The following is a 16,988-nucleotide window of genomic DNA, read 5'->3' on the forward strand; positions in this document are numbered from 1 at the left end:
TTTTCATCGAATCAACTCACAGGCTGCTCGCCAACTTCCCGCCCATCATCCGCCGACGATAGGAGGTGTCCCGATTCGCCAGCCAGAAGTACAGCGGCGACGTCACCAGCAAGCCCACCAGCCATGACAGATCCGCGCCGTTGATGTGCGCTGACACCGGGCCGACGTACAGCGGCGTGTTCATGAACGGGATCTGCACGGCGATGCCGATCGCGTAGGCCAGCAAGGCCTGCGGGTTGTAGCGGCCGTAGATGCCGCCATCAACCTGGAAGATCGACTGGATGTCGTATTTGCCTTTGTGGATCGCGTAGAAGTCGATCAGGTTGATCGCGGTCCACGGCACCAGCACCACCAAAAGCACCAACACCATGTCGACGAAGTGGCCGATGAAGTCCTTCGAGGCGCCGACAGCGGCGAAGCAGCAGGCCAGCAACACGATGATCGAGATCACCGCGCGGCTCTTGGCGGTGGGGATCCAGCGGTAGGCGAAGGTCTGTACCAGGGTGATCAGCGACAGCACGGCGCCGTAGAGGTTGAGGGCGTTGTGGCTGATCACGCTGAGCAGAAACAGCACCAACATCAGCGGGCCAATCGAGCCAGTGGCCATTTTCACCGCGTCCATGGTGTCCATGCCAACCGGTGTGGCAAGCACGGCAACGGCACCGAAGATGAACGCCAGGCTTGAACCGAGCACCGAACCCAGGTACGTCGTCCAGAACGTCGAGGAGACTTTGACGTCGGCCGGCAAGTAACGCGAATAGTCGGACACGTAAGGTGCAAACGCGATCTGCCACAGCGCTGCCAACGACACGGTGGCCAGCCAGCCGGAGAGGTTGAAGCTGCCACGGGTGAGGAAGTCATCGGTTTGAATGTGGGTGAAGATGTAGCCAAAACCGACGACGATGCCGATCCCCAGCACCCAGGTGCCGATGCGGTTGAGCACGTGGATGAAGCGGTAGCCGATGATGCCGATGATGCCCGAACCCACGGCGCCGATAACAATGCCGACCGGCACCGGAACGCTGTCGACCACGCCGTGCAACGACTTGCCGGCAAGGACGATGTTGGAGGCAAAGAAGCCGATGTACATGACGCCGGCAATCAGCACCACCAGCAGGGCGCCGAGGGAGCCGAACTGGGCGCGGCTCTGGATCATCTGCGGAATGCCCATCTGCGGGCCTTGCGCCGAGTGCAGCGCCATCAGCACGCCGCCGACCAGATGGCCGACGAGAATCGCGACGATGCCCCAGACCAGATTCAGGTGAAACAACTGCACGCCCAGCGCACCGGTGACGATGGGCAACGGCGCGATGTTACCGCCGAACCAGAGCGTGAACAGATCCCTGACCTTTCCGTGGCGATCTTCGGGGGGCACGTATCCTATCGTGTGTTTTTCAATCAGCGGAGCGGAGGATGCTGCAGGGGTAGCCATGACGAACTCCAAGGCAAGGATGAGTACGTGGACGTACTTCGGCAAGCGCCGGCACGGGCGGCGCAATTCTTGTTGAAGTGATCATGGGTAAAGCGTCGGGATAGATAAATTAGTAAGTTTGTTGCTACAGACGTTAAAAAAAATATGCTCTGGGGGAGGCGGTGCTCCGGTATGTTCGCCTCCAGTAGTCAGTGACCCTTTGTGATGATGGGATTTACCTGCAAGCAGAGATTTATCTGCAATGAGGGTCCTGTGGTGAGGGGATTTATCCCCGATGGGCTGCGCAGCGGCCTCTCTTTTGACTTTAAAAACAGGGGCCGCTCCGCGCCCCATCGGGGATAAATCCCCTCGCCACAGCGATCCTTTGATTTTCTGGAGATTTCCATGGCCGCCTACAACCTGCGTCAGCTCAAATACTTCGTCACCACCGCCGACTGTGGCAGTGTCGCCGAGGCCTCGCGCAAGCTGTACATCGCGCAGCCGTCGGTCTCCACCGCGATCAAGCATCTGGAAGAAAGCTTCGGCGTGCAGCTGTTCATCCGCCACCACGCCCAGGGCGTTTCCCTGACACCCAGCGGCTCACGTTTCTATCGCAAGGCACTGGAGCTGTTGCGCGTTGCCCACGAATTCGAACAAAACGCTTTGGCCGACAACGACGTGGTCTCCGGACAGATCGATATCGGCTGTTTCGAAACCGTCGCGCCGCTGTACTTGCCGCGCCTGATCGCCGGTTTCAAGGCGCGCTGGCCCGGCGTGGAAATCCGCATTCGCGACGGCGAACAACAGGAACTGGTGCAAGCCCTGACCGCCGGCAGCATCGACGTCGCGATGATGTTCGAGCACGACCTCGACAGCACCATCGAAACCACGCCACTGATGCCACCGCAGCAGCCGTACGCCTTGCTCCCGGCCAACCATCGCTTCGCGCAACAGGCCAAGGTCTCGCTGCATGATCTGGTGCTGGAGCCGATGATCCTGCTCGACGTGGTGCCGAGCCGAACCTACTTCGTGAGCATCTTCGAAGAGCGCGGACTGACGCCGAATATCGTCTTCAGCTCACCGTCGATCGAGATGGTGCGCGGCATGGTCGGCAACGGTTTCGGCTTTTCGATTCTGGTGACCAAACCGTTCAGCGACTACACCTACGACGGCCAGCAAGTCGTCTGTGTGCCGTTGGCGGAAACGGTGACCGGTTCGGGCTTGTCGGCGGCGTGGTTGCGACGCGTGCAACTGACCAAACCGGTGCAGTTGTTTGTCGACCATTGCCGTGAGGAATTGGCCCGACTGTACGCTTGAGCGCAGTCGAGCCGGTTTCAATCGCGGATATACGCCAGCACACGTTGGAGCATGTCATCGCAAGCACTCAGTTGATCGAGGCTGACAAACTCATCGGGTTTGTGGCCCTGATCCATGCTGCCGGGGCCGCAGACCACGGTCGGAATGCCCACCGCATCAAACAAACCACCTTCAGTGCCGAACGCCACCGTGCCGAATTCCGTTGAGCCGCAGAACGCCGCAATCAACTCGGCAGCCTGACTCTGCGCATCGGTGACCAGCCCCGGATACGCCGACAACTCGCTGAAACGAATTTCGCTTTGCGCACTGACCGCACGCATACGCGGCAGCACTTCGCTCTCGGCATAATTCTTCAGCGCCTCGGCAACCCGCGCCGGATCCTGCGAGGGCAGGGCGCGGATTTCGAAATCGAAACGGCAATCGGCCGGCACGATGTTCAGCGCTTTACCGCCGCTGATCACACCGGTTTGCACGGTGCTGTAAGGCGGATCGAAACGCTTGTCGTGATGCTCCGGCGCTTTCAGTTGCTGGCCGAGGCGCCCCAGCTCGCCGATCAGTTCGGCGGCGTACTCAATGGCGTTGACCCCAAGCGGGGCGTAGGCCGAATGGCACGGATGGCCGTGCACATCGCAGCGCATCGCCAGTTTGCCTTTGTGCCCGAGCACCGGTTTCAGTTCGGTTGGCTCGCCGATGATGCACAGCAGCGGTTTGACCGGACGTTGCTGCAGAACCTTGAGCAAAGAGCGCACGCCGAGGCAGCCGACTTCTTCGTCATACGACAAGACGATGTGCACCGGGATGCGCAACGACGCCTGCACCAGCGCCGGCACCAAGGCGAGCACGCTGGCGATGTAGCCCTTCATGTCCGCCGTGCCACGCCCGAACAGCTTGCCATCGCGCTCAGTCAGTTCGAACGGTGGCAGGGTCCACGGCTGACCGTCGACCGGCACCACATCGGTGTGGCCGGACAGCACGATGCCCGGTTGATCCACCGGGCCGATCGTGGCGAACAGATTGGCTTTGCTGCGCTCGTCGTTGTAGATCAGCGCGCACGGTACGTCGAAGCCTTCGAGGTAATCGCGGACGAATTCGATCAGTTGCAAGTTGGATTCACGGCTGGTGGTGTCGAACGCCACCAGCGCTCTGAGCAACTCGACGCTGTTCATCGGTCATCACCGGCAACGCCGTAACCCGGAGCCTTGGCGGGGTCGAGGGCGCGGTCGATGTAGTCCTGAAGCTGCGGTTGGTAGGCGTCCCAGAGTTTTTGCAGCTGACCGATCGGGTTTTCATCGGCCCAGTCGACGCGCAGATTGACGATCGGCCAAGTCTGTTCGCCGACCACCACGACCGCTGCCGAATGCACCGGGCCGGCTTCGCCACCGAGGGCTTGCGCCGCGTGCAGGGCTTTGAGCAGACGGTCGGCGAGTTGGCCTTCGCCGTCTTCAAAGGCGCGGACCATCGCTTCGATCACCGAGCGCCCGGCGAGCATGTTGCCGGCGGCCACGCATTGTTCACCGGAGACTGCGTTGTGCACGCCGAGGGTTTGCGAGCCGCTGAAATGCGCGGTCTGGCCGAGGTGGTTGATCGCGGTGATCTGGCGGTACTGGCTGTAGCCGTTGCGCGTGAGAACTTTGTCCAGCGCGTCGTCCGGGGCCAGGCCTTGCTCCATCAGCGCGAGGACTTCCGGGCCGAGGGAGGGCAGGGTGATGTTCTGGCTCGATACCGCGCCGACGCCGGGCAGCAGCCATGGGCAGCGCGCGCCGACGGCGATGCTGGAGGAACTGATGGCGACACCGAACTGGCCGGTTTCGGCGCAGCGGGCTGCGATTGAAAAGGTCATCTGCTTACTCCTTTCTAGGAAGATGTTGTCCTTGAGGGCCTCATCGCTGGCAAGCCAGCTCCCACAGGTATTGAGGGGGTCACAAAATTTGGAACAACCCAAAACCCTGTGGGAGCTGGCTTGCCAGCGATGGCCATAACGCGGTGTGATGCCTTACTCGGGAATCACTGCAATCACATCAATCTCCATCAACCACTGCGGTTGCCCCAGCGCCGACACCACCAGACCGGTGGAGATCGGGAACACGCCCTTGAGCCACTTGCCCACTTCGCCATACACCGCCTCGCGATAACGCGGGTCGATCAGGTAGGTGGTGGTCTTGACGATGTGGCTCATGTCGCTGCCGGCTTCTTCCAGCAGTTGCTTGACGTTGCGCATGGCTTGTTCCGCCTGCGCACGCGGATCACCCAGCCCCACCAGGTTGCCGTCGAAATCAGTGCCGACCTGACCACGCACATAGACGGTGTTGCCGGCACGCACGGCCTGGCACAGGTCGTTGTCCAGCGTCTGGTTCGGGTAAGTGTCTTTGGTGTTGAACATACGAATGCGCGTGTGGGTTGGCTTGCTCATGTGCAGCTCCAGAATCAGGTTTGCCAGGCGCAATCGGCGCCGGAGCGAAAGAGGGAAATCAGGCGTCGACGGTGTCGGCGACTTTGTTGTGCGCAGGCGAGTGCAGCTCGGCTTCACGCTGCTCGGCATCGCGGTAGTCGAGATACTTGCGCTGGGTGGCGATGTGATCGGCGACGTGTTTGGCGTCGTGCCAAACACCCCAGATGAACGACGAACCGCGACGCGACTGCCACGGCAGACCCAGGAAGTACACCCCCGGCTCACTCGACACGCCGCGCTGATGCACAGGCTTGCCTTTGTCGTCGAAGGCGGCGACTTGCAGCCAGGAGTAATCCACGGCAAACCCGGTGGCCCAGATGATCGAGGTGATGCCGGCCTTGGCCAGATCCAGATCGGCCAGCGGATGCTTCACGCACTCAGGCTCTGGAAACGTTTCGCGAGCTTCAGGTTCTTCCGGCAGATCGAGGCCGTTACGCTCGATGTAGGCATCGGCCGCATCGAGCAGCGCCAGATAGTTTTCGTCACCGCGATTGAGGTTGCCGACCAGATCCTGTTTGAAGGTCACCACGCCGTTGTTGAACGATTCTGTGACGCCGACCAGGGTCATGCCGCGATGGGCCAGGCCACGGAAGTCGATGGTGCGGCCACCATGGGCACCACTGACTGCAATGGTCACGTGCTCGCGGCCAGGTTTCATCGCCGCTTGATCCCACTCGCCGAGCACGCCCAGCCACCAGCAGAAATCACGGTTGCGGTAAGCGCGAGGCGGGCGGTCGTGAGCGCCGACAGACAGGTAAACCTGCTTGCCGGAGCGCTGCAGTTCATCGGCAATCTGCACGCCCGACGAGCCTGCGCCGACCACCAGCACCGCGCCTTGTGGCAGTTGCTGCGGGTTGCGATAGTCAGCGGAGTGGATTTGCAGCAGGCGTTCGTCTTGCGGGGTGATTGCGGGAATCACCGGTTTCTGAAACGGGCCGGTGGCGGCGACCACGCGGCTGGCTTCGATCACGCCTTCGGAGGTCTCGACGGTGAAACCGGGGCGACCGACATTGCGCACTACGCTTTTTACGTCAACGCCGGTGCGGATCGGCGCGTTGAATTTCTTCGCATAGGCTTCGAAGTAATCGGCCACACGTTCTTTCGGGGCGAAACCGTCGGGGTCGACGTCATCGAATTCCAGACCCGGAAAGCGGTCGTGCCACGCCGGGCCGTTGGCGACCAGCGAATCCCAGCGCCCGGTGCGCCAGCGTTCGGCGATGCGATTGCGCTCCAGCACCAGGTGCGGCACACCGAGTTTGCTCAGGTGCTCGCTCATGGCTACGCCTGCCTGGCCGGCACCCACGATCAGCGTGTCTGTTTTTATTATTTCAGTGGTCATCTCTACATCCTTCCTAGCAAGGCAGTTGGATTCGGGCGCTGTTGGCTTGTCCGTTTGGCTTGAGGTCAGACTAGGGAGAGGGGCGATATCGGTAAAATATTATTAAGCTGGGATGTGAAGATAAAATTCTGATGCAGGGAGGTTAAGGCCTTTAAAACCGGGGGGTTCTAGCAGTGGACGAACCTGCTACTACAAACAAAAATCTTCAACCAGCGTGCGATCCTTGTGGTGAGGGGATTTATCCCCGATGGGTTGCGAAGCGGCCCCTCTTTTGATTTTAAAAAGAAGGGACTGCTGCGCAGTCCAACGGGGCGGTGCGACGTTTCGCTAAATCCCCTCACCACAGGGGTAATAGGAACCTTAGAGGATTTATCGGTTGAGGAACGCCAGCAAATCTTCATTCAGTGCTTGTGCATGCGTCACCGCAAACCCATGCGGTGCCCCCGCATAAACCTTCAGCTCAGCGCCGTTGATCTGCGCAGCCGCCTGCTTACCCGTGGTTTCAAACGGCACGATCTGATCGCCGTCACCATGAATCACCAGCGTTGGCACATCGATCTTGGCCATGTCCGGGCGGAAGTCGGTTTCCGAGAACGCCGTCACGCAATCCACCGTGCCTTTAAGCGACGCAAGCAGCGCGACGTTGAGGGTTTGGGTGAGCACGCCGGCAGAAACGGTCTGGCCCTGATTGGTGCCATAAAACGGAGCCGCGAAGTCAGCGATGAACTGCGCACGATCCTTCAGCAAACCCGCCTTGATGCCGTCAAACACTGACTTGTCGACACCCTGCGGGAAGTCAGGCTTTTTGCCGAACAACGGCGTCACCGCGCCCAGCAACACAAGGCCAGCAACACGTTCGCTGCCATGGCGGGCGATGTAGCGGCTGACATCGCCGCCGCCCATGGAGAAGCCCACCAGGGTGACGTCTCGCAGGTCGAGATGGTTGATCAGTTGCGCGATGTCGTCGGCGAAGGTGTCGTAGTCGTAGCCGTTCCACGGCTGTTCCGAGCGCCCGAAACCGCGACGGTCGAAAGCGATCGTGCGGTAACCGCGACTGCTCAGGTATTCCATCTGGTATTCCCACATGTCGGCATCCAGCGGCCAGCCGTGGCTGAACAGCACGGGCTTACCACTGCCCCAATCCTTGTAATAGATTTCGATGCCGTCTTGAGTGAAGAACGTGCTCATGCAAACTCCTTGCGTCAGGGATCGCTCGTAAAGCCGAAATGGCCGACTTCACTATCGGTGCAAAGCGCGACGGCTACTTGTATGCAGGTGCTGGGTTATACAGGTGCTAATCCACAACAGAGTTGTATGATGCAACCTTTGATCTGTCAGTGGAGTACCTTTCGTGAAGCGCAAAAGCCTGCAAGGCGCTGCCTGCCCGGTGGCGCGGACACTGGATCTGATCGGTGACTGGTGGTCGTTGCTGATCATTCGTGATGCGCTGGAGGGGATTCGGCGATTCAGTGATTTTCAGAAGAACCTGGACATCGCCAAGAACATGCTCAGCGCCCGGCTCAAGGGCCTGGTCGAGCAGGGCATCCTGCAAACGGTGCCCGCAGCGGATGGCGGTGCGCATAAGGAATACGTGCTGACCGAGCGTGGCAAAGCCCTGCAGACGGTGATCGTGGCGTTGTCGCAATGGGGTGGCGAATTCATGTACGCGCCGGGCGAGCCGGGCTCGGTGATGGTCGATGCGCAGAATCGCCAGCCGCTGCGCAAGTTGGAGCTGGTGGCCGAGGATGGTCGTGTGCTTGCACCGCAAGACGTGTCCACGCGGCTCGGCGTTGCGCATTGAGGTATATTTTCCGGGCTCGTTAGTGCCCAAGGATTACGTGCTTCGGGAGTTGGAGGCCGCGTTCGAAGCCAAGGACACCGACAGTGTTGAATGTGTGCAGGTCTTTGCGGCGACTGTCCCAGGCGCAGATCCCTGTTCTATCCGAGCGTGCGGCCAGATTGTCAGCCGCGATGAGTTGACCCTGATCCAGCAGAGGAGGCCGGAGTAAATGTCGTTATCCGCAATGATCATTTCCTCAAGAAAACTAACCGTAGAAGATTTCAGAGCGGCTGTTCTCGCCGCCGGTGGATTCGTTAACGCTGGCGGGAAGCCTCGGGGGACAATCGGTGAAGGCGACTCGGATATATGGCTGTCATTGCTTCCGGAGTATTGGTTTTACGAGATGTACGACAGCGAAGATCGTCTGGAGTGGCAGAACGTATTGGGTGATCCTCCCCAATCGCTGATTGAAATAAACCTTGACCATACACAACACTCGAGATTGATGTACCGGGTGTTCTTTTTGAGCGTTGCGAAACTCTGGCCTTGTATTTTGTCCGACGTCGACGATGCTCTGCTGTCCGGTGATCAGGTTGCTCAAAAATATGGGTGTTGAGTAGAGCGCGTTAGCCGATTCGCTTGAGAAGTTGAGGTGGCATCGCAGCGAGTGGCTGTGAGGCTGGCTCGCTTTCTCGTCAAAGGGCTGTTTAATTGTGATCCGCCGTGGGGGAGGGGAATGTATGATGGCGTGCGAGCAGTGTGGCGCAGGATTGGTTGCTTTTAAGGCTGGCCGCACTCAGGGCTTACAGTGTGTCCAGTGTGGCGCATCGGTGGTGACCACCCATTTTTCGCCTGTGGAAATGGATGAGACCCAATATGAGGTGCACTGTCGCGGGGACTATCGAGATCAGGCGCATGTCAGAGCGGTAGCAGGAGCGACCGGTGGCAATCTTTTAGAGGCAAGAACTTTGCTGCAGCAGGACCTTCCTCTGCTGATGGCCGGTCGGGCTCAAGAGGTTTTAAAGGTTCGAAAGAGTCTTCTGGCTGCTGGAGTGACTTGCGAAATCCGCCCCGAATTTCATTGGCAATAAAGTTGTCAGGACTGTTAAAAAAAACGCCCCGAATCAATCGGGGCGTTTTCATTGGCCGGGCCTGATCAGCAGATCACTCAGCGAAACGCCGGCACCACGTGCTTGATAAACAGCTCCAGCGACTTTTTCTTCTCTTCATGCGGCAAGCTGTTGTCGCACCAGAAACTGAACTCATCCACGCCCAGCTCCTGGTAGTACTTGATACGCGGAATAATCTCTTCCGGCGTGCCGATCATCGCGGTCTTGTGCAGGCTTTCCAGCTCGAACTCAGGACGTCCGGCAAACTTCTCTTCCGGGCTTGGCGCGAGGAAACCGTTGACCGGGGTTTGCTTGTTGCCGAACCACGCATCGAAGGTGCGGTAGAAGCGCGAGATCGCTTTGGCGCCGACTTTCCAGCCGTCCGGATCGTCGGCGGTGTGTACGTGGGTGTGGCGCAGCACCATCAATTGCGGGCGCGGCACGTCCGGGTTGTTGTCCAGCGCCGTCTGGAATTTGTTCTTCAGGTCGAGCACTTCTTCGTCGCCCTTCATCAACGGTGTGACCATGACGTTGCAGCCGTTGGCCACGGCGAAGTTGTGCGAATCCGGGTCGCGGGCGGCGATCCACATCGGTGGGTTCGGCTGCTGAATCGGCTTCGGCACGCTGGTCGAAGTGGGGAATTTCCAGATGTCGCCGTCGTGGGCGTAATCGCCTTTCCACAGGGCGCGGACCACCGGAACCATCTCGCGCAGCGCCTGACCGCCACTTGAGGCAGGCATGCCGCCGGCCATGCGATCGAATTCAACCTGATAGGCGCCACGCGCCAGCCCGACTTCCATGCGACCGTTGCTGATGACGTCGAGCAGGGCGCATTCGCCGGCGACCCGCAACGGGTGCCAGAACGGCGCGATGATGGTGCCCGCGCCGAGATGAATGGTGGTGGTTTTCGCCGCGAGGTAGGCCAGCAGCGGCATCGGGCTTGGCGAGATGGTGTATTCCATGGCGTGGTGTTCGCCAATCCACACGGTGCTGAAACCGCCGGCCTCGGCCATCAGGGTGAGTTCGGTCAGGTCTTCGAACAGTTGGCGGTGGCTGACGCTTTCGTCCCAGCGTTCCATGTGTACGAACAGGGAAAATTTCATGACGCTACCTCGGATCTTTTGTTGATGGCCGGTCGTTTGCGGGCCTGTGTCACTGGCATGAGCGGTGAACGCTCGCAAGTCTTCTCACCATTCAAGCACGCCTTCGAGGACGGCTGGTCGGTTGATTGAATATTGGTATACCATAATACGGAATATCCGCAAAATATTTCTGACCGACACTTCGAACAAGGAAGGCGCAGTAGATGAACATAAAACAAAAATTGACCATGGCGTTCGCGGTGATCGCCAGCCTGCCGGTGTTGCTGGTGGCAGTGTTGATCATCCTCAACGTACGCGATGGTGCGCGGGACACTTTTATCGACAGCACCGGGAGGGAGGTGCGTCAGGTCGAAAACGCCATGCAGCTGTTCTTCGAAGGTATCAGCCAGAACGTGGCGTATCTGGCTGAACATCCGCAATTGCAGGGGATTGATGGCAGCCTCAAGCGCTACCTGAGCAGTGATGCCGCGCAGATCCCGGTGGGGCCGCAGGATCAACAGGTGTTCAGTTTGTTCGCCGGACTGGCCAAGGCCCACCCGGCTTACACCTATCTCTCGCTGGGCACGCAGGAGGGCGGTTATCTGTTCTGGCCGGGTGACTCGAAGCTGGCCAGTTACGATCCGCGCACGCGGCCCTGGTACAAAACCGCAATGGCCAATCCTGGCAAAACCCTGCGCACCGACGCCTATTACTGGGCGGCGGATGACGTGGTGCTGGTGAGTACTGTGCGCAGCTTCAACAATCAGTTGGGCAGCAACGCCGGTGTGGTAAACATCGACGTGTCGCTCAAGCAACTGACCGATCTGGTCAAGCAGATCCGCCTCGGCGACAGCGGCTACCTGATGCTGATGGAAGCCAACAACACCGTGCTGGTCGACCCCAGCGATCCGGCGCACAACTTCAAAAAACTCAACGATCTGGGCGATGGCTACAAACAACTGGCCGAGGCCGGCAAGGGCTTGGTGGAAGTGGAATTGGCCGGCGAGCGTTACATGGCGCTGGTCTGGCCATCGGAGACACTGGGCTGGCGTTTTGTCGGGCTGGTCAAGGCCAGTGAAGTCATGGCCGGCGCCACGCGGCTGACGTGGATCATCGGCGCCATCGCGGTGGTGTGCGCGTTGCTGTTTGCCATGGCTGGTGCGTGGTTTGCCGGGTTGATGGTCAAGCCGATCCGTGGCGTGGCCAGCGGTCTGGAAGGCATTGCCCAAGGCGAGGGCGATCTGACCGCGCGGCTGACGGTGCGTGGGCAGGATGAAACCGCGCAACTCGCGGGCTGGTTCAACCAGTTTCTTGAGGCGATCCGTACCCTGATTCAGCGCATCGGTCAGGCGGCCGGGCAGATCCACAGTAGCTCCGGCAGCGCTACCGAGGTTTCGGCGGAAATGGCCGAAGTCGCCTTGCGGCAGCGCGAGGCAGTCGACATGGTCTCGACGGCATTTCATGAAATGGTCGCCACCTCCAACGAGGTCGCGCGTTCGTGCAGCCAGGCAGCGGACTCGGCCGATAACGGCCAGCGTCAGGCGCACACCGGGCAGCAGCAGATCGATGCGGCGGTGAGCAATGTCGGCCGGCTGAGTCAGGAGATCGGTCACAGCGCCGAGTCGATGCAGCAACTGGAGAAGGACAGCAACGATATTCAGTCGATCCTCGGCACCATCCGTTCGATTGCCGAGCAGACCAATCTGCTCGCGCTCAATGCGGCGATCGAAGCGGCGCGGGCGGGCGAGCAGGGCCGTGGATTTGCGGTGGTTGCCGATGAAGTCCGGGCGCTGGCCAAACGCACGGCGGATTCCACCGGCGAGATCGACGCGCTGCTGGGTAATCTGGCGCGACGCACCCATCAAATGGGCAAGCAGATGCACGCCAGCCTCGAGGTGTCGCAGGAGACCGTGGTGTCGATCAATGAGGCGCGGGCGAGTTTCGAGATGATTCGCGAATCGGTGGACGTGATCCGCGACATGAATACGCAGATCGCCACGGCGGCGGAGGAGCAGCATCAAGTAGCCGAAGACATCAATCGGCACATCAGCCAGATCCATGGCGATGCGCAGTTGGTGGCCAGTCTGGCGGATTCAACCCGCCAGGACGCGCAAAACCTGACGGCGTTGTCACAGACGTTGAATCAACTGGTGAGCCGCTTCCGCACCTGACCCCGCCAGCCCAGACACCACAAAACCTGTGGGAGCTGGCTTGCCAGCGATGGCGTCATCACAGTCAACATTAATGCTGACTGCACTGACGCTATCGCTGGCAAGCCAGCTCCCACAGGGTTATGTGTTGAAAAGGGGATCAGGCCACAGCGGGCAGGGCGCCCATCTTGCCGTGGCAGTACACCAATGGCCCGGCAACCTGCTCGGGCACGATCAGGTTCTTCACTGCGCCGACCATGGCGTTGTCACAGACATTGAATCAACGGGTGGCCGCTTCCAAACCTGACCCCGCCAGCCCAGCTCCCACAGGGTTATGTGTTGAAAAGGGGATCAGGCCACAGCAGGCAGGGCGCCCATCTTGCCGTGGCAGTACACCAACGGCCCGGCAACCTGTTCGGGCACGATCAGGTTCTTCACTGCGCCGACTATGGCGTTGTCACAGACATTGAATCAACGGGTGGCCGCTTCCAAACCTGACCGCGCCAGCCCAGACACCACAAAACCTGTGGGAGCTGGCTTGCCAGCGATGGCGTCATCACAGTCAACATTAATGCTGACTGCACTGACGCTATCGCTGGCAAGCCAGCTCCCACAGGGTTATGTGTAGAAAAGGGGATCAGGCCACAGCGGGCAGGGCGCCCATCTTGCCGTGGCAGTACACCAACGGCGCGGCAACCTGCTCGGGCACGATCAGGTTCTTCACTGCGCCGACCATGATCGCGTGGTCACCCCCTTCATATTCGCGCCACAGCTCGCACTCGATGACTGCCGTTGCATTGGCCAGAATCGGGTTGCCCAACTCGCTCAACGTCCACTCGATGCCCTGCGCCTTGTCCTTGCCTTTACGGGCGAAGGCGTAGGCTTCGCTTTGCTGGCCGCCGGACAAAAGGTGAATGGCAAAACGTTTTTTCTTGATCAGCACTGGATAGGAATCGGAGCTGTAGTTGGGGCAGAACAGCACCAGCGCCGGGTCCATCGACAATGAACTGAACGCGCTGGCCGTCAGGCCGACGATCTGGCCATCGTCGTCCAGCGTAGTGATGACAGTGACGCCGGACGGGAACGAGCCCATGACTTGTTTGTAGATGGCAGCATCGATCATTGGGTGGTCCTCGGGTGGTGTGACGCGGTTTTTATGTGTTTGTAGGTCTGATGGTATACCGTAATACATTCTTTGCAAGGGATTTTCAGGTGAACCGATAAACGTGCTGATTTCGTCGGAAAGTCAATGTTTACGGGGCTTTAACCTAGTCAGAGGAGTGCGGAATCAGCGAGGATAGCGGATCAGGTAGCGCTCAAATTACCGGATCAGTCTTGTGCAAAGTTTGGAATACCATAATATGGTTTGCATCTGAGGGGCGACCAGAGAGTCCCCCCGGTTTGGCTTCATACAACGATAAGAACAGACAAACTTGAGTTCATGCATATGTCCCAGATGTCCCGGCAAGATCCGTTGATCGAGAATCATACGGTCGACTACGTCCCACTCGCGGAACGCCACGGGAAGGCCCGCGACCTGTTCACCCTTTGGTTCAGCACCAACATTGCGCCACTGCCCATTGTCACCGGCGCCATGGTGGTCCAGGTGTTCCATCTCGATTTGCTCTGGGGGCTGCTGGCGATTGCGCTGGGGCACATGATCGGCGGCGTGGTGATCGCGCTGGCGTCGGCCCAGGGCCCGCGCATGGGCATTCCGCAGATGGTCCAGAGCCGCGGTCAGTTCGGCCGCTATGGTGCGCTGCTGATCGTATTTTTTGCGGCGATCATCTACATCGGCTTCTTCATTTCCAACATCGTGCTGGCCGGTAAATCCATCGTCGGCATCGCGCCGTCAGTGCCGGCGCCGCTGAGCATTTTGATCGGTGCGTTGGCGGCCACGGCGATTGGCGTGATCGGCTACAACTTCATTCACACGCTGAACCGCATCGGTACCTGGGTGATGGGTAGCGCGTTACTGGCTGGTTTCATCTACATCTTTGCCCATGACTTGCCGGCGGACTTCTTTACGCGCGGCAGTTTCAACCTGTCGGGCTGGCTGGCGACGGTGTCGCTGGGGATCATCTGGCAGATCAGTTTCTCGCCGTACGTCTCTGACTATTCGCGTTACCTGCCGGCCGATATTGGTATCGCCAAGCCGTTCTGGGCGACGTATCTGGGCGCGACGCTGGGCACGATTTTGTCTTTCACCTTTGGCGCCGTGGCCGTGCTGGCGACGCCGGAAGGCACTGAAGCGATGGTCGCGGTCAAGCAGTCCACCGGGTGGCTTGGTCCGATTCTGATGGTGCTGTTCTTGCTCAATATCATCAGCCACAACGCGCTGAATCTGTACGGCGCGGTGCTCTCGATCATCACCTCGATCCAGACCTTCGCCAGCCAATGGACGCCAAGCATCAAGGTGCGCGTTGTTCTGTCGAGCGTGGTGTTGGCCGGTTGCTGCGTGGTGGCGCTGGGGGCGTCGGCGGATTTCATTTCCGAGTTCATCGGCCTGATTCTGGCGCTGTTGCTGGTGCTGGTACCGTGGGCTTCGATCAACCTGATCGACTTCTACCTGATCAAGCGCGGCTGCTACGACATCACCTCGATCTTCCAGGCTGACGGCGGCGTCTACGGTCGCTTCAATCTGCACGCGATCGTTGCCTACTTCATTGGCATCATTGTGCAGTTGCCGTTTGCCAACACTTCGCTGTACGTAGGGCCGTATGCCAATCTGGTGGATGGTGCGGACTTGTCTTGGCTGGTTGGTCTGGTGGTTACTGTGCCGCTGTATTACTGCCTGGCGACACGTGGCCAAGCTCAACAGCGCAGGGTGGCAAAACTAGGGTACACAGACTAAGTCCCCCCGCAGCCAAAACTGTGGCGAGGGGATTTATCCCCGATCGGCTGCGAAGCAGTCGTGAAATCAGCGAATGCGTTTCTCCCTAGGATTGAACGGGGGGCGCTTCGCAGCCCATCGGGGATAAATCCCCTCGCCACAAGTGATTTGCGGGATGCTCGCGCATCCGGGTGGTCATTCATATTGGCCACATCGATCCCCTTTTGGCCCATCCCCCACTGTGATCCGTCTACGCTGTCGGCAAGAATCAAACCATAACTAGACGCTGGACCTTTTTACCCCGGCTACCCTTACAGCCGCTGCCGTGTACAGAACATAAAAACCATCGAACTCACGCCGCATTCTGGGGATACAACCATGGTCACGATGAAACGCATTCTGGGTGCCACCGTGTGTGGGCTGACGCTGCTGGCCAGCGCCGTCCAGGCCGAGCAACGCGAACTGCGGGTATACAACTGGGCGGATTACATTCTGCCGTCAGTGCCCAAGGATTTTGCTGCAAAAAGTGGCATCAAAGTGATCTGGGATACCTTCGACACCAACGAATCGCTGGAAGCCAAACTGCTTACCGGCAACTCCGGCTACGACCTCGTTGTGCCGTCGAACCAGTTCCTCGAAACGCAGATCAAGGCGGGCGTGTTCCAGAAACTCGACAAGTCGAAACTGCCGAACTGGAGCCACCAGGATCCGGAACTGTTGAAACTCCTGGGCAAGAACGACCCGGGCAACCAGTACGGCGTGCCTTACATGGTCGGCACCGTGCTGATCGGCTTCAACCCGGCCAAGGTCAAGGCTGCGCTGGGCGATAACGCGCCGGTCGACAGTTGGGATCTGGTGTTCAAACCGGAGAACATGGAAAAGCTCAAATCCTGCGGCGTAGCAATGCTCGATTCACCGACGGAAATTCTGCCGCTGGCCCTGCATTATCTGGGGCTCGATCCAAACAGCCAGAACCCCGCCGATTACGAGAAAGCCAAAGAGCTGATGCTCAAGGTCCGCCCCTACGTGACCTACTTCAACTCGGCCAAGTACATGACCGACATCGCCAACGGCGACATCTGCGTGGCCATCGGGTATTCGGGCAGTTTCTACCAGTTCGGCAACCGTGCCAAAGAGGCGAAAAACGGTGTCGTGGTCGACTGGCGCTTGCCGAAGGAAGGCGCGCCAATCTGGTTCGATACCTTCGCGATCCCGAAGAGCGCGAAAAATGTCGAAGAGGCTCACGAATTCCTCAACAACTTGCTTGATCCGAAAGTGATCGCGCCCATCAGTGACTTCCTCGGCTACCCGAATGCGAACAAGGATTCGATCCCGCTGATCAACAAAGAAATCACCGATAACCCGAACCTGACACCAACGCCGGAGGCGCTGAAAAACCTCTACGTCGTGCAGCCATTGCCGCAAAAACTGGAACGCGTACGCACCCGCGTCTGGACCAACATCAAATCCGACAAATAACCCTCTGTTTCTATTACATCGCCGGATCGTGAAAACAAC

Annotated in this window: 14 protein-coding genes and 1 pseudogene; 6 read left to right on the forward strand and 9 right to left on the reverse strand. The window is 59.3% G+C overall.

Annotation, left to right across the window (positions count from 1 at the left end; genetic code table 11):
* Nucleotides 1-16: 16 nt before the first annotated feature.
* Nucleotides 17-1,432: a cytosine permease gene (locus tag EJA70_RS11890; RefSeq protein ID WP_158830881.1), complete on the reverse strand. Its 1,416-nt coding sequence runs from the start codon at nt 1,430-1,432 to the stop codon at nt 17-19.
* 384 nt (nt 1,433-1,816) lie between these two features.
* Here EJA70_RS11890 and EJA70_RS11895 point away from each other — a divergent pair, with 384 nt between their 5' ends.
* A complete protein-coding gene (locus EJA70_RS11895) occupies nt 1,817-2,728 on the forward strand; it encodes a LysR family transcriptional regulator (protein ID WP_053121255.1) in 912 nt (303 codons plus the stop codon).
* Between the two features lie 17 nt (nt 2,729-2,745).
* Here the strand turns inward: EJA70_RS11895 and argE are convergent, their stop codons facing one another.
* The 5 genes from argE to EJA70_RS11920 all read right to left on the reverse strand — a co-directional run bounded on the left by argE (nt 2,746) and on the right by EJA70_RS11920 (nt 7,704).
* On the reverse strand, nt 2,746-3,894 hold the full coding sequence (argE, locus tag EJA70_RS11900; RefSeq protein ID WP_158830882.1) for an acetylornithine deacetylase: 1,149 nt from the start codon (nt 3,892-3,894) through the stop codon (nt 2,746-2,748).
* Nucleotides 3,891-4,568 carry a DUF1028 domain-containing protein gene (locus tag EJA70_RS11905; protein WP_158830883.1) on the reverse strand — a complete coding sequence of 226 codons (678 nt, stop codon included), beginning with the start codon at nt 4,566-4,568 and terminating at the stop codon, nt 3,891-3,893. Before EJA70_RS11905 ends, argE begins: the two co-directional genes overlap by 4 nt.
* A 153-nt stretch (nt 4,569-4,721) precedes the next feature.
* Nucleotides 4,722-5,138 carry a RidA family protein gene (locus EJA70_RS11910; RefSeq protein ID WP_008086115.1) on the reverse strand — a complete coding sequence of 139 codons (417 nt, stop codon included), beginning with the start codon at nt 5,136-5,138 and terminating at the stop codon, nt 4,722-4,724.
* A gap of 58 nt (nt 5,139-5,196) precedes the next feature.
* Complete coding sequence (locus EJA70_RS11915) at nt 5,197-6,516, reverse strand: NAD(P)/FAD-dependent oxidoreductase (RefSeq protein ID WP_158830884.1); 1,320 nt, start codon at nt 6,514-6,516, stop codon at nt 5,197-5,199.
* A 369-nt stretch (nt 6,517-6,885) separates the two neighbouring features.
* A complete protein-coding gene (locus EJA70_RS11920) occupies nt 6,886-7,704 on the reverse strand; it encodes an alpha/beta fold hydrolase (RefSeq protein WP_158830885.1) in 819 nt (272 codons plus the stop codon).
* A gap of 163 nt (nt 7,705-7,867) precedes the next feature.
* Here EJA70_RS11920 and EJA70_RS11925 point away from each other — a divergent pair, with 163 nt between their 5' ends.
* Both EJA70_RS11925 and EJA70_RS11930 read left to right on the forward strand, forming a co-directional pair.
* Nucleotides 7,868-8,317 carry a helix-turn-helix domain-containing protein gene (locus EJA70_RS11925; RefSeq protein ID WP_158830886.1) on the forward strand — a complete coding sequence of 150 codons (450 nt, stop codon included), beginning with the start codon at nt 7,868-7,870 and terminating at the stop codon, nt 8,315-8,317.
* A 208-nt stretch (nt 8,318-8,525) separates the two neighbouring features.
* Nucleotides 8,526-8,912, forward strand: coding sequence for a hypothetical protein (locus tag EJA70_RS11930; RefSeq protein WP_158830887.1), 387 nt, complete (start codon nt 8,526-8,528; stop codon nt 8,910-8,912).
* Between the two features lie 552 nt (nt 8,913-9,464).
* Here the strand turns inward: EJA70_RS11930 and EJA70_RS11935 are convergent.
* Complete coding sequence (locus EJA70_RS11935) at nt 9,465-10,508, reverse strand: LLM class flavin-dependent oxidoreductase (protein ID WP_158830888.1); 1,044 nt, start codon at nt 10,506-10,508, stop codon at nt 9,465-9,467.
* 203 nt (nt 10,509-10,711) lie between these two features.
* Between EJA70_RS11935 and EJA70_RS11940 the strand changes: the two genes are divergently transcribed.
* Complete coding sequence (locus EJA70_RS11940; RefSeq protein ID WP_158830889.1) at nt 10,712-12,658, forward strand: methyl-accepting chemotaxis protein; 1,947 nt, start codon at nt 10,712-10,714, stop codon at nt 12,656-12,658.
* Nucleotides 12,659-12,797: 139 nt separating this feature from the next.
* Here EJA70_RS11940 and EJA70_RS11945 read toward each other — a convergent pair.
* A pseudogene (locus EJA70_RS11945) lies at nt 12,798-12,896 on the reverse strand (flavin reductase); the annotation flags it as partial.
* Between the two features lie 378 nt (nt 12,897-13,274).
* Nucleotides 13,275-13,760 (reverse strand): flavin reductase family protein, encoded by a 486-nt coding sequence (locus EJA70_RS11955; RefSeq protein ID WP_158830890.1) that lies wholly within the window; start codon nt 13,758-13,760, stop codon nt 13,275-13,277.
* 324 nt (nt 13,761-14,084) lie between these two features.
* Here EJA70_RS11955 and EJA70_RS11960 point away from each other — a divergent pair, with 324 nt between their 5' ends.
* Both EJA70_RS11960 and EJA70_RS11965 read left to right on the forward strand, forming a co-directional pair.
* Nucleotides 14,085-15,491, forward strand: coding sequence for a cytosine permease (locus tag EJA70_RS11960; protein ID WP_158830891.1), 1,407 nt, complete (start codon nt 14,085-14,087; stop codon nt 15,489-15,491).
* 357 nt (nt 15,492-15,848) lie between these two features.
* Nucleotides 15,849-16,949: a polyamine ABC transporter substrate-binding protein gene (locus EJA70_RS11965; protein ID WP_008082750.1), complete on the forward strand. Its 1,101-nt coding sequence runs from the start codon at nt 15,849-15,851 to the stop codon at nt 16,947-16,949.
* The last annotated feature ends 39 nt before the right edge of the window (nt 16,950-16,988 follow it).

The sequence above is a fragment of the Pseudomonas sp. PB103 genome (genome assembly GCF_009764635.1).
Classification (GTDB): Bacteria; Pseudomonadota; Gammaproteobacteria; order Pseudomonadales; family Pseudomonadaceae; genus Aquipseudomonas.